Origin of the sequence: Bacteroides parvus (assembly GCF_017309675.2) — a bacterium.
Taxonomy (GTDB): domain Bacteria; phylum Bacteroidota; class Bacteroidia; order Bacteroidales; family Bacteroidaceae; genus Bacteroides; species Bacteroides uniformis.
This window is the reverse complement of sequence record NZ_CP084680.1, coordinates 1814843-1829262: the sequence shown is the minus strand read 5'-3', so window position 1 is coordinate 1829262 and position 14420 is coordinate 1814843. Positions and strand designations below refer to the sequence as shown.

The 14420-nt window shown below is 50.5% G+C and carries 10 protein-coding genes; 8 read left to right on the top strand and 2 right to left on the bottom strand.

The features are described 5' to 3' along the window. The first annotated feature begins 52 nt into the window (after positions 1-52). From JXR92_RS07260 to JXR92_RS07235, 6 genes are read left to right on the top strand one after another with little or no spacing between them, the layout of a single operon-like run. Positions 53-556, top strand: a complete 504-nt coding sequence (locus JXR92_RS07260; RefSeq protein WP_117599326.1) for a 4Fe-4S binding protein — start codon at positions 53-55, stop codon at positions 554-556. 30 nt (positions 557-586) lie between these two features. Next, positions 587-1099, top strand: a complete 513-nt coding sequence (locus JXR92_RS07255) for an NADH-quinone oxidoreductase subunit J family protein (protein ID WP_005823970.1) — start codon at positions 587-589, stop codon at positions 1097-1099. Between the two features lie 5 nt (positions 1100-1104). Beyond that, on the top strand, positions 1105-1413 hold the full coding sequence (nuoK, locus tag JXR92_RS07250; RefSeq protein WP_005823972.1) for an NADH-quinone oxidoreductase subunit NuoK: 309 nt from the start codon (positions 1105-1107) through the stop codon (positions 1411-1413). Between the two features lie 58 nt (positions 1414-1471). After that, on the top strand, positions 1472-3385 hold the full coding sequence (gene nuoL / locus JXR92_RS07245) for an NADH-quinone oxidoreductase subunit L (protein ID WP_119961798.1): 1914 nt from the start codon (positions 1472-1474) through the stop codon (positions 3383-3385). 51 nt (positions 3386-3436) lie between these two features. Further along, positions 3437-4915: a complex I subunit 4 family protein gene (locus JXR92_RS07240; RefSeq protein WP_117964860.1), complete on the top strand. Its 1479-nt coding sequence runs from the start codon at positions 3437-3439 to the stop codon at positions 4913-4915. A gap of 39 nt (positions 4916-4954) precedes the next feature. Next, positions 4955-6394, top strand: a complete 1440-nt coding sequence (locus JXR92_RS07235) for an NADH-quinone oxidoreductase subunit N (protein WP_117599323.1) — start codon at positions 4955-4957, stop codon at positions 6392-6394. A 135-nt stretch (positions 6395-6529) separates the two neighbouring features. On the opposite strand, the gene JXR92_RS07230 is transcribed toward JXR92_RS07235, so the two are convergent. Continuing rightward, positions 6530-9313: a sensor histidine kinase gene (locus tag JXR92_RS07230; RefSeq protein ID WP_138345881.1), complete on the bottom strand. Its 2784-nt coding sequence runs from the start codon at positions 9311-9313 to the stop codon at positions 6530-6532. 235 nt (positions 9314-9548) lie between these two features. Between JXR92_RS07230 and JXR92_RS07225 the strand changes: the two genes are divergently transcribed. Together JXR92_RS07225 and JXR92_RS07220 are read left to right on the top strand one after the other, a co-directional pair. Continuing rightward, complete coding sequence (locus JXR92_RS07225) at positions 9549-12254, top strand: TonB-dependent receptor (RefSeq protein ID WP_117599321.1); 2706 nt, start codon at positions 9549-9551, stop codon at positions 12252-12254. A 120-nt stretch (positions 12255-12374) separates the two neighbouring features. Then, positions 12375-13556 (top strand): hypothetical protein, encoded by a 1182-nt coding sequence (locus JXR92_RS07220; protein WP_138345879.1) that lies wholly within the window; start codon positions 12375-12377, stop codon positions 13554-13556. A gap of 120 nt (positions 13557-13676) precedes the next feature. On the opposite strand, the gene JXR92_RS07215 is transcribed toward JXR92_RS07220, so the two are convergent. Continuing rightward, entirely contained in the window at positions 13677-14102 is a 426-nt protein-coding gene (locus JXR92_RS07215; RefSeq protein WP_087332919.1) for an HU family DNA-binding protein, read from the bottom strand. Positions 14103-14420 lie beyond the last annotated feature (318 nt).

The following is a 14420-nucleotide window of genomic DNA, read 5'->3' as shown; positions in this document are numbered from 1 at the left end:
GTAGCGCCGGAGCAAGATTTCCTTGCGGATAATTTTAATAAAGGCAAAAGTAATGAAAGAAAAGAACTCTTATATCGGCGGACTCATACACGGCGTCACTTCTCTGCTGACGGGTATGAAGACAACCATGACCGTATTCTGCCGACGAAAGACTACCGAACAATATCCGGAAAACCGCTCGACATTGAAACTCTCCGACCGTTTCCGTGGCACGCTGACCATGCCCCATAATGACAAAAATGAACATCGGTGCGTGGCTTGCGGCTTGTGCCAGATGGCTTGTCCCAACGACACCATCAAGGTGACCGGCGAGATGATTGAAACGGAAGACGGCAAGAAAAAGAAGATATTGGCTAAGTACGAGTACGACCTCGGTTCGTGCATGTTCTGCCAACTCTGTGTGAATGCCTGCCCTCACGATGCCATCACGTTCGACCAGGATTTTGAGCATGCTGTGTTCGACCGCACGAAACTGGTCATGACGCTGAACCGTCCGGGCAGCCATGTAGAAGAAAAAAAGAAACCCGCTGCTCCCAAAGAAGAGACAACAAAGTAATTCGTTAATAGTAACTTGTAATTAAACAACATGGAAATAACTCTTGAAACAGTAGTATTCTACTTCCTTGCGGCCTTTATCACCGTATTTTCCATCTTGACGGTAACGACCCACCGCATGGTGCGCTCGGCCACCTACCTGCTGTTCGTGCTTTTCGGTACGGCAGGCATCTACTTTCTGCTGGGTTACACCTTCCTCGGTTCCGTGCAGATTATGGTCTATGCCGGCGGTATCGTGGTACTCTACGTCTTCTCCATACTGCTTACCAGTGGCGAAGGCGATGTCATCGAGAAGTTAAAGCGTAGCAGATTCCTTGCCGGACTGGGTGCCACCGTGGGCGGTGCCATCATCGTAGTATTCATCACTTTAAAGCATAAGTTCATTGCCACTACCGACGTGGAGCCTTTGGAAGTCAACATCAAGACCATCGGTCACCACATGCTGAGCGGTGACAAGTATGGTTATCTGCTTCCCTTCGAAGCTGTCAGCATTTTATTATTGGCATGTATCGTAGGCGGATTATTAATAGCACGTAAAAGATAAGAATTATGATACACATGGAATATTATCTGATAGTTTCGGCTATCATGTTCTTCGCAGGCATCTATGGGTTCTTTACCCGCCGCAACACACTGGCGATACTTATCAGCATCGAGCTGATTCTGAATGCCACGGACATCAACTTTGCGGTGTTCAACCGTTTCTTATTCCCTGGAGGACTGGAAGGATATTTCTTCTCTTTATTCTCCATTGCCATCTCGGCGGCCGAAACGGCTGTAGCCATTGCCATCATGATCAACATCTACCGTAACATCCGCAGCATCCAGGTGAACAAACTGGATGAGATGAAATGGTAAGAGCCAAAATCGCCAAACGATGTTTCTTGAATAGTAATAATTGATAAACATAGTATATATGGAATATACAATATTAATCCTTCTGCTCCCTTTCCTCTCTTTCCTCGCCCTGGGACTTGGAGGTAAATGGATGTCGCACCGCATTGCCGGCCTTATCGGAACTGCAGTACTGGGCCTGGTCGCAGTGCTTTCCTATCTCACCGCAGGAATGTACTTCAGCGCTCCCCGCCTTGCTGACGGTACGTACGAGACGCTGATGCCCTATAACTTCAAATGGCTGCCCTTCACAGAAAGCCTCAGTATCGACATGGGCATTCTGCTTGACCCGATTTCGGTCATGATGCTCGTAGTCATCAGCACCGTTTCGCTGCTAGTACACATATACTCTTTCGGTTACATGAAGGGCGAACGCGGTTTCCAGCGCTACTACGCCTTCTTGTCGCTCTTCACCATGTCCATGCTCGGACTGGTAGTGGCTACGAATATCTTCCAGATGTATCTTTTCTGGGAGTTGGTGGGCGTGTCCTCCTACCTGCTGATTGGTTTCTACTATACGAAACCCGCAGCTATTGCTGCTTCGAAGAAAGCATTTATCGTTACCCGTTTTGCTGACCTAGGTTTCCTTATAGGTATCCTTGTCTATGGATATTATGCCGGCACATACACCTTCAGCCCCAATGAGATGGCGCTGGCAAAGGGCGGTGCGGCCATGATTCCGCTTGCCTTGGGACTGATGTTCATCGGTGGCGCCGGAAAGAGTGCCATGTTCCCGTTGCACATCTGGCTGCCCGATGCCATGGAAGGTCCTACGCCAGTCAGTGCACTGATTCATGCCGCCACGATGGTGGTTGCAGGGGTCTATCTGGTGGCACGCATGTTCCCGTTGTTCATAGAGTATGCTCCCAGCGTGCTGCACATCGTGGCATACGTAGGAGCTTTCACGGCATTCTATGCCGCCAGTGTGGCATGTGTGCAGAGTGATATCAAACGTGTACTGGCATTCTCCACCATCTCCCAAATCGGTTTCATGATGGTGGCGCTGGGTGTATGTACATCAGCCGACCCGCACGAAGGGGGACTGGGCTACATGGCAGGCATGTTCCACTTGTTCACACATGCCATGTTCAAGGCATTGCTGTTCCTCGGAGCGGGTAGCATCATCCATACCGTACACAGTAACGAGATGTCTGCCATGGGCGGACTGCGGAAGTATATGCCCATTACGCATATCACGTTCCTCATCGCCTGCCTTGCCATTGCAGGTATCCCGCCGTTCTCCGGATTCTTCTCCAAAGATGAAATCCTGACGGCATGCTTCCAGTTCAGCCCCACTATGGGATGGATTATGACAGTGATTGCAGGTATGACAGCATTCTATATGTTCCGTCTTTATTATGGTATCTTTTGGGCCGGCTCAGAGCCGGGACAAAAGTCGGCAAGTGATGGGGGCGACAGCCACGTGCCTCACCCCCACGAGAGTCCACTGGCGATGACCTTGCCCCTGATGCTCCTGGCTGTTGTTACGATAGTTGCCGGTTTCATTCCTTTCGGACACTTCATCAGTTCCAACGGTGAAGCATATAGCATCCATCTTGATTGGAGTGTGGCAGGTACAAGTATCGTCGTAGCAGTGGTTGCCATAGCCATTGCCACCTACATCTATGCAGGTAGCCGGCAGCCCGTTGCCAACGCACTGGCACGCCGTTTCAAAGGCCTATGGACAGCAGCTTACCACCGCTTCTACCTGGATGAAGTTTACCAGTTCATCACCCACCGCATCATCTTCGGCTGCATCTGCCGCCCCATCGCCTGGTGGGACCGCCACGTGGTCGACGGCTTCTTCAACTTCCTTGCCTGGAGTGCCGAGGCTACCAGTGACGAGATACGCGGTCTGCAGAGCGGACGCATCCAGCAATATACATTTGTATTCCTGCTGGGCACGCTGGCATTGATACTGCTACTATTGCTATAACCCGAGATCTTTCAATCGTAAATCGTAAATCGTTAAATCATAAATATAAAGATGAACTTTTTATCATTATTTGTACTCATCCCCTTGCTGATGTTGCTGGGTCTTTGGCTCAGCCGCAACATCGCACAAATACGTGCGGTGATGGTGACCGGTGCATCGGCTCTGCTGGTTCTTTCTGCAGCATTGACCGTAATGTACCTCAATGCACGCCACGCCGGTGCCACGGATGAAATGCTGTTCCGTGCCGACATGGCCTGGTATCCTGCACTCAACATCCACTATTCGGTAGGAGTAGACGGTATTTCGGTAGCCATGCTGCTGCTTTCGGCCATCATTGTCTTTACCGGAACATTCGCCTCCTGGAGGCTGCAACCGCTGACTAAAGAATATTTCCTTTGGTTCACCTTCCTTTCCATCGGTGTGTTCGGGTTCTTCATCTCAATAGACTTGTTCACCATGTTCATGTTCTACGAGGTAGCCCTCATTCCCATGTATCTGCTTATCGGTGTATGGGGGTCGGGACGCAAGGAGTACTCTGCCATGAAGCTGACACTGATGCTGATGGGCGGCTCCGCCTTCCTGCTTATCGGTATCCTGGGTATCTACTACGGTGCCGGAGCCACCTCTATGAATCTATTGGAAATAGCACAGATGCACAATATTCCCATCGAACAGCAACGTATCTGGTTCCCGCTCACTTTCCTCGGTTTCGGTGTGCTGGGCGCTCTGTTCCCGTTCCACACATGGAGCCCCGACGGTCACGCCTCCGCACCGACTGCCGTATCCATGCTCCATGCCGGTGTATTGATGAAGCTGGGAGGTTACGGTTGTTTCCGCATAGCCATGTACCTGATGCCCGAAGCTGCACAGGAACTGGGATGGATATTCCTGATTCTTACCGGAATCTCCGTAGTATACGGCGCATTCTCCGCTTGTGTACAAACCGACTTGAAGTATATCAACGCCTACTCTTCCGTCAGCCATTGCGGTCTGGTGTTGTTCGCCATTCTGATGATGAACCAAACAGCTTGCACGGGTGCTGTTCTGCAGATGCTCTCTCACGGACTGATGACAGCCTTGTTCTTCGCCCTTATCGGTATGATATACGGACGTACCCATACGCGTGACGTCCGCGAACTCTCCGGTCTGATGAAGATTATGCCTTTCCTGGCTGTCTGCTATGTAATCGCCGGTCTTGCCAATCTGGGATTACCCGGACTCAGCGGTTTCATTGCCGAAATGACCATCTTCACCGGTTCGTTCCAGCATCCCGATACGTTCCACCGCGTGTGGACAGTCATTGCATGCAGTTCCATCGTGATTACAGCAGTCTATATCCTGCGACTGGTAGGAAAGATTCTCTATGGCACCTGCACTAACAAACATCACCTCACTTTGAGCGACGCTACCTGGGATGAACGCACAGCGGTCATTATCCTCATAGCATGCGTTGCCGCCCTTGGTATGGCACCATGGTGGATTAGCGGCATGATTGGAGACAGCGTATTGCCGATAGTTAATGCACTGTAAATTGTAAATAGAAAATTGTAAAACAATAAATACATAGTCATGGATTATTCTCAATTCCTCCTGCTCAAAGAAGAGCTTTCGCTGATATTGGTCATCGTCATCCTTTTTGTCGCCGACCTCTTCATGAGTCCGGATGCACACAAGAATGACGGCAAACCGGTGCTGAACACAATGCTGCCAGTTGTTCTGCTGACCATACATACACTTATCACCATCGTTCCCGGTCCTATGGCCGATGCCTTTGGCGGCATGTACCACAACCAGCCTATACAAAGCATCGTGAAATCCATCCTCAGTATAGGTACACTGATTGTATTCCTGATGGCCCACGAATGGATGCGCCGTCCGGACACTGCCATCAAACAAGGTGAGTTCTACATTCTGACACTTTCCACCCTGCTGGGTATGTACTTCATGATTTCCGCCGGCCACTTCCTGATGTTCTTTATCGGCCTGGAAACGGCAAGTATCCCAATGGCAGCATTGGTTGCCTTCGACAAATACCGCCATCACTCTGCCGAGGCAGGTGCCAAATATATTCTCACGGCACTGTTCTCCAGCGGATTGCTGCTATACGGATTATCTTTGATTTACGGTACGGTAGGCACTCTCTACTTTGCCGACATACCGGCACGCCTCACCGGTGACCCGTTGCAGATTATGGCATTCGTATTCTTCTTCTCTGGCATGGGATTCAAAATATCACTGGTGCCTTTCCATCTTTGGACAGCAGACGTTTACGAAGGTGCTCCAAGCACGGTGACAGCCTATCTGAGTGTCATCTCTAAAGGCTCTGCCGCTTTCGTACTGATGACTATCCTCATCAAGGTATTCGCTCCGATGGTGGAGCAATGGCAGGAAGTGCTGTACTGGGTTATCATCGCCTCCATCACAATCGCCAACCTCTTCGCCCTGCGCCAGCAGAACCTGAAGCGGTTGATGGCTTTCTCCAGTATCTCGCAAGCAGGTTACATCATGCTGGGTGTCATCAGCGGAAGCGCACAAGGTATGACGTCGCTGGTATACTACGTGCTGATATATATGTTCGCCAATCTTGCCGTATTTACCGTTATCACGATTGTGGCACTGCGGGCAGGCAAGTTCACACTTGAAGACTATAACGGGCTGTATACCACTAATCCGAAGTTGGCGTTCTTGATGACGCTGGCACTGTTCTCTCTGGCAGGCATCCCGCCGTTTGCGGGCTTCTTCTCGAAGTTCTTCATCTTTGCGGCAGCTTTCGAAGGCGGCTTCCATCTGCTGGTATTCATTGCCCTTATCAATACAATCATCTCGCTTTATTACTATCTGAAGATTGTAAAGGCAATGTACATCAACAAGAGCGACGAACCGATTGCAGCATTCCGCAGCGACAACTATACACGTGCCAGCCTGGCCATTTGCACGCTGGGTATTGTGGTACTGAGCATTGCAAGTGTGGTATATCAATCCATCGATAAGTTCTCATTCGGATTATAACCGGAGGGTATCATCACTCACCACAGATTACGCAGATTGACACAAATTATCTTTAGAAGTTCTGATAATCAAGAGCTTTGAGTTATATTAATCTGCATAATCTGTGGTGAGTGTGTATTTGGGCATATTTTCATACTATACAACCGGCAGCATAAACCAAAAGCATGAGCCTTTCCCCGGCTCACTGTCCACACCGATTGTGCCACCCAACTGTTCTATAATACTCTTGCTGATAGAAAGCCCCAGACCCGTACCATGTACAAACGTATTCAGCTTTATAAAACGACCGAATATCTGATCCTGCATTTCCGGCTCGATGCCAATGCCCGTATCGGCCACATAAAAACGTAAACGAGTTTCATCTACCTTGTCATATCCTACACAGATACTTCCCGCAGTGGTGAACTTGATGGCATTGTTGACAAAGTTGGCTATGACCTGATTCAAACGGTTACGGTCACTGACAATCCGGCATTCCGGCAGATGACGGTCGAAAAGAACTTCCACCCCCGGTTTAGCCTTCATCTTCATGAAGCGCACGATGTCCTCACACAGCACGTTCACGTCCAGCTCTTTTTTCACAAAGTCAAATGTCCCGGCCTCTATCTTGGACAAATCCAGTATATCGGAAATCAGCTGCAACAACAAGTCATTGTTTTCTTCGATAATCGCCATATACCGCCTTTTTTCCTCCATGTCCCCGGTCTCTCCCATCAGACTGGAGAAACCGACAATCGCATTCAGAGGCGTACGTATCTCATGACTCATATTGGCAAGGAAGGCACTCTTCAAACGATCGGCGGTTTCTGCCTTCTCTTTGGCTTCAATCAACATAGCTTCCGTCTCCTTCAATTCCGTAATATCATAGTTGACTCCTATCAGTTCTATTTGTCCGTTCTCCGGTTCAAACAGATTGACGACCACATTGGTACGTACCCAATTCCATTTCCCCTTCTCGCCCGGACGCTCAATACGCATCTCTCCCTGAAAATGTTTGGCTTCACCCACACGGGCCTTACAGAAGAAATCGAGCATCCTTCTGCGGTCGCTGGGGTACATCTTGCTATATATCCCCACAATATCCGCCAACTGGGTATTCTCGTCCTCTCCCATATTCTTATACCATTGCTTGATGGCATAGCCTTTCCGGTCAAGCAAGTTCAGCTTGGCATAACCTACCTTCGCATAATCCGATATAAGCAAGAAGAAATTCTCGAAATCACAGATACGGCTCATGGCATCAATCCGTTCCGTATTGTCAATGTTAATCATGGCATAGCCGGTAAAGTTGCCTTTACTGTCATACACCTTGCTCACTTTCGTATAAAGATGTATCACATCCTTCGGCTGTTTGGAAGTGGAGTAATACCCTTCAGTCCGGTCGAAAGCATAATTCAGGCGGAAGTCGACCATATCCTCGGTCTGTATACGTTCTGCCAATTGGGCGGACACATTCGGGTTCTCGAATAAGTTCACTCCAATGACATCCTGTTTGTCACGGACCCCGAATATCTCCATATCCTTATTGTTAATATCTACCAGGAATCCGTCTTTGTCATAGATTTCCACCCCGGCCGGTATATTGGCAAAGATATTCTTGAACAGTTTTTCGCTATGATCCAAAGCCTGATGAGTCTGTACCGAGTCTGTCGTATCGAGGAATAACGCCACCACTTCATTCTTCTCCGGAGAGTATATCACCACATGGCAGTGCTTGTTGGTGAGCTCAAAACACATGTCCATTTCCTTATGTGTCCCGGTGTTCACTATATCAAGCAGATATTCCAGCCTGGGGGCCGCCTCTCTTGAAAAAGACGAGGCAGTCTTGCCGATAAACGCCGACGCGGTTTTTCCCAGAAAATCGGCAAAGATAGAATTCGCATCTGTCACATAATACCCGTAGGGATTGTCCTTTTCATCACAGACAATAGACATCCGTACATACCCCAAAGGCATATAGCGGAACAAATTGCTGAGGAAAGTACGTTCGCGTACAGCCTCATCCTTCGTTTTACGCAATTCTATGCAAATGCTGATGACATTTGCCAACGAACTAAACCATTGATAATCCTCGTTAGTCCACATTCGGATACGGTCTACCAAATCAATGCCCATATATCCCCATACCTGGTCATTGGCAACCAGCGGAGTTACCATCAAGGACTTTATATTCTGTTTCGCCAGAATTTCATATTCGGCATAGGCGTGCTCCGGCAGTTGCCCCAGTGTTTCCAGCAGAACGGGCTTTTGTGCCATAATCTGTGACGTCCACCACGGCAGGCTGTCGGCTTGGACTCCCTGAAGCATTTCTTTCTCAGGAGCCACTCCTGGAGCCACCACCTCGTATGTGCAGCTCTGGTACCGGCACATCTCATCGTATTGGAATATATAGACACGTCCGCCGCGAAAGAAATCAAGAATATCTTTCAATATGTCGTAAATGCCCGCGCTTATATCCTCGTCTTTCAGGAAGCGGAATAGGGAATGGGATATTGAGGTCTGCCGATAAAGCAAATCGTTCACTCTTTGCAAAGCCTGCTTCGCAGCCTCCTCCTTCGGCATCTCTACGCGCTGCAACACTCCGAAAGCCTTCAACGTACCATCCGGCAAATACTCCTTGTATCCCACGCGCGAATAGACCCAGACCACTCCTTCGGTAGAATAGATGGGAAACGTCTGTTCATAGACCTCCATATTCTGAATGGCAAGGAACTCCCGGCTGATACGCGCCCGATAGTCTTCGCGTATCATTTTACCGAAATCCTCAAAGCTCAGGTATTCCCCTTCCAAGCCTAACAACTTACAGACATATTCGGAACAGAGATACTGCCTTGAAGAAAAATCAGCCTCCCACCAACCTATCCGGCCAAGGATGGAAAGACGCCGGAAACGTTCACTATCGTCACGATGAACAGCCATATATTTATCAATATTGGTTTGAGATACAAAAATAGCCATAAAACTCTAATAAGCAACCATTAGAAACTTTTTTCGTCCCAAGCAGCCTATATATAAGGATAACAAACAATCCGGAAAAATGTGCGGTAACCGAATCGTAATAGATTTGAAAATGAAACGTATGTTCCATGTATCACCGGTGTAACGTCATTGCCTCATCTTTGCAGCGGATTAAAAAAACGTACAAAGAAAAGAGATGAGCATGAAATTAGACTTGGGAAAGATTTTCTTCCTTATTTTATTCCTCACACTTTCCGTCATGGCTGCCACGGCGGGAACCATCAAAGGGACAATCACCGACCGACAAACCAAAGAACCGCTGACGGGAGCCACCGTGCAAGTGAGCGGAACGGTACAAGGCGCCGTCGCCGATTTGGATGGTAACTATACACTGGAGCTGAAAAACGGGACCTATACCCTCACCGTCCGTTACATCGGCTACAAAGACATGACGATAAAAGCCGTAGAGATAAAGGGTGAAACCGTGCTTAACTTCGACATGGAGCCGGACACGCAAACCCTGGGCGAAGTGCAGGTTACCGCCAAGAAGAACCTCGAAGGCGAACGCGCCTTGCAAATGGAACGGCAAAAAGCGACCCTCGCCATCGAAAACCTCGGTTCCAAAGAGATGTCCCTCAAAGGTATCGGCAATGTGGAAGAAGGAGTAAAGAAAATAACGGGTATCTCCATCGCCAGCGCCGGACAGCTTATCGTCCGCGGACTGGGTGACCGCTACAGCACCACCACGCTGAACGGACTGCCCATCGCCTCGCCCAACCCGGACAACAAGCTGGTGCCACTCGACCTGTTCCCCTCGTCCACCGTACAGAACATCACTGTCAGTAAAGTGTATGACGCAGCCGCCTTTGCCGACTACAGCGGTGCGCACATCAACATCAGCACCAAAGAAAACATACCGGAAGATTTCTTCCAACTGAGCCTCAACACGGGTGGGAAGTTCAACACCTTAGGCAAAGACCGCTATCAGATGGACCGCAGCGGCTCGCTCCTGAAGACACCCGGCGTAGACGCGGCCGCCCTCGACATGCCCTTGATGGAGTTTGACAAATACGTGAAGACCCACAATATCTTCGATACCTCCTTTGCCGCCAGCAAGAAGAGTTCGTTGCCCGAACTGGGCGGAAACCTCGGTTTCGGCAAGAACTTCGGTATAGGCAACCAGACACTCAGCCTGCTTGCCTCCTTCAGCGCCAGCAACGGCTACCAGAACATGGAAGATGCCTTCTACAAGACACTCGAAGCCACCGGCACCGTGCAGGACGACTTCTCCTACGACAGCTTTGCGCAGGAACTGAAGCTCGCCGCCCTCGGCTACCTGGGCTATACCCTGCGCCGGAGCGACCGCATAGGCTACACTTTCTTCTACGCCCGCAACGCCATCGACACCTATCAGCGCCGCGAAGGTACTGATGCCGAAGGACACGAGCTGACCGGCAGCAACAACATCATGCACATATACACCCTGCAAAACCATCAACTGAACGGAATCCATAACTTCGGCGAGAGCGACAGGTGGCAACTGACTTGGGGAGGCTCGTACAGCAAGACCGGCAGTGAAGAGCCCGACCGCCGCCAAGTGATGTACGTCAGGGACAACGACGGCAGCCTCAGGCTCTTCAAGCTGAACCGCCAAGAGACCATGCGCTACTTCGGCAGCCTGGACGAAGAAGAGTGGAACGCCAACCTCGCCATGCGCTGGAAGTGGAACGACACCAGCCACCTCAAGCTCGGCTTCAACTACAAGGACAAGAACCGCGACTATAGCGCTACCCGCTTCTACTACAACCTGAACAAACTGAACCCCGTCATCACCGACATCTACAACACCGACGGCTTCCTCAACCAGCAGAACATTGCCGACGGACAAATCGTGGTACAGCGTGTGATGCAGCCCAAAGACAGCTACCGTGCCGGAAACGAAATCTACTCCACCTACCTGCTGACCGATTTCTATCCCACCGAAGCCCTCTTGGTGAACCTCGGCCTGCGCTACGAAATGAGCAAGCAATGGGTGCGCTACGCCAGCGACGGCGGCGACTGGTACTCCCGTCGACGCAATTTAGACAAGAACGACCTCTTCCCCGCCCTGAACCTGAAATATGCGGTGAACCCCGCCAACAGCATCCGCTTCTCTGCCTCGCGCACCGTCACCCGCCCCTCGTTCATCGAGATGGCACCCTTCCTCTACCAAGAGTCCTACGGTTCGGCACAAATCCGCGGTAACGAAGAGTTGCAGAACGGTTACAACTACAACTTCGACCTACGTTACGAACGCTTCGGCAAGGACGGCGACATGCTCTCCGTGACAGGCTACTTCAAATACCTCGACAGCCCCATCGAACGCATCCAAGACCTGCAAGGCGGCGCCACGCTGCACAGTTTCAAGAATGCCGACAACGGCATGGCTGCCGGCGTGGAGCTGGAGATGCGCAAACGGCTCGTCAAAGACCTGCGCCTGGGTGCCAACATCAGTTACATGTACACCAACGTGAAGCTGCCCCAAGGCGGTGCCTACACCAACAAGGAACGTTCGCTGCAAGGCGCATCGCCCATCCTTGCCAATGCCGACCTCACCTACTCTCCACGCTTCGGTGAAGACAGGCAACTCAACCTCGCCCTGCTCTACAACCTGCAAGGCAGCCGCATCCATGCGGTAGGCGTGTCGGGCCTGGGCGATGTCAGGCAACAGACGCTGCACACGTTGAACTTCAGCGCCGGATATAGCCTGAACAAACACTTCAACCTGAAGCTGCAAGTGAACGACCTGCTGAACCGCGATGTCATCTTCAAGCAAGATGTGCCCACCACGGGGCAGGAGATGGAAGTGGAACGCTACCACAAGGGAACGAACTTTGAGGTGGGAATAAGCTACAACCTATAAAGTCTCCCACCCTCCCCCTGAAGAGAACGGAGAACACTCTTTGACAAACAAGCTGATTTAAGAGAATCAATCTGAATGACAGACAGATGAATTGAATATAATAACTAAAACAATTGAATCATGAAAACAATGAAATGGAAATTCTACTCTCTGGCCTTTGTAGCCGGAATGTCTATCCTCACCGCTTGCAGCAGCGACGACAACAACGACAATGACGGCAACGACGGCAACGGAAACGGCAATGAAATCGAAAACGGTACGATACTGAAAGGTACCATCACCTCCGACGTGACCCTGGCTGCCGGAAACACCTACAAGCTGAGCGGCGAATACATCGTAGAAGAAGGCGCCACGCTCCACATAGAGGAAGGCGTGAAGATTATCGCCGTCTACGATGACATCGCAGACTACATCCTCGTGAAACAGGGCGGTAAAATCAACGCCGTAGGCACGCCGGACAAACCCATCGTAATGACCAGCGAAAAAGAAGAACCGGGCGCATGGGGAGGCATCCACATCTGCGGACGCGCCCACACCAATGCCGAAGGCGGCAAGGGAAGTTCTGAAATAGGTGGCGCCGTTTACGGCGGCAACGATGATGCCGACAACTCGGGCACGCTGCAATACATTCGTCTGGAATACACCGGCTTTGCCTTCGATGAAGAGCATGAAGCCAACGGTATCTCTTTCTACGGCGTAGGCAACGGTACCATCGTGGACCACTGCCAAGCCTACAAAGGTTCCGACGACGGCTTTGAGTTCTTCGGCGGCTCGGTAAACGTGAGCAACCTCGTAGCCGTAAGCTGTAGCGACGACTCCTTCGACTGGACCGAAGGCTGGAACGGCAAAGGCACCAACCTCGTGGCTTACCAAGAAGCCGAATCCACACTGGGCTACGACTGCGACTGCCTGATGGAGTGCGACAACAACGGCAGCAACAACGCCGCCACTCCCGTTGCCCACCCCGTATTGAAGAACCTCATCCTCGTCGGCAACGGCGGCAGCAAGCAAGGCATCCGTCTGCGTGCCGGCACGGAAGTGGAAATAGACAACGCCAAGATCTGCGGCAAAGGCCAACCCCTGACCGTGGAAACCGCCCTTACCGAAAACGCCCTAAAGAACGGCACTTCCAAGCTGACCAACATCACCCTCACCGCCGAGCTGAGCAGCAAAGAAGGCATCTACACCCATGCCGACTTCATCGCCGTGACAAGCAACAAGGTGAACGCCAACCTGAGCTACAGCTCTTTCGAGGACATCAGGAAAGAATGCAGCTGGATGAACGGAAGCTGGGTGAAGTAAAAAAAGAAGCACTCGCAAGACTATAAAAAAACACACAACTTCTTCAACAGCGTGCCCCTCGAATGCCTTTCCTGCTTCAAGGGGTACGTGCTGTTTCAAGAAAGAAACTAAAAATACCGTTTACTTCTTCTTCAGCTCCTTCTTCAATTCTTGAACCTGAAAGCTGAACAAGTCCAGACGACGGCAAACGCGCTGCATGAAACTGCCTGCCGCCCTGAAGCAGATACGCGAAATGCGCACTTTATCTGCCGTGCAGTCCTCTATCCGTTCCACCGGTTCGCTGGTGATGGAGGGGAAAAAATTTCCAAGTCCCTTGATGTTCACCGTGCGTCCACTGGCCAGATAGTCCGCTATAATATCCGGCAGTTGCACCAGCACGGACTGGGCATCGCCCACCTGCAGGGAGCTGACAAAAGCCAGTCTCTTGGCAAGTTCATCGTTGCTCACCGGTTCAGGCTGAAGCACTTTTGATGCCGCATAGTAGCGCACCACTTCCTTGTCTCCACTCTTGTCCACCTTCTTGCGGACCACATAATTCATTGACATACCAATCTTTCTTTTAATTAGGTTAGCAAAAAAACGAAAGATATTCCCACCCGGCGTGAAACACATCTACAGCCTACGCACACAAAGCCTATACCTTACGGTAAAGACTCCGTGACCGAATACCTTTCACTATATAACTGAATACCTAAAACACCCGGATGTATTGCCCCAAAACATGGGGATGTTTTCACCCAAAACACCCGGATGTAATACCCCAAAACATGGGGATGTTTTGGGAGAAAAGATAGGGATGTTCTGACCTTTCAGTATAGGGTTCAAAGGTAATGACTCCCTATGAGAAATACAATAGATATAGGT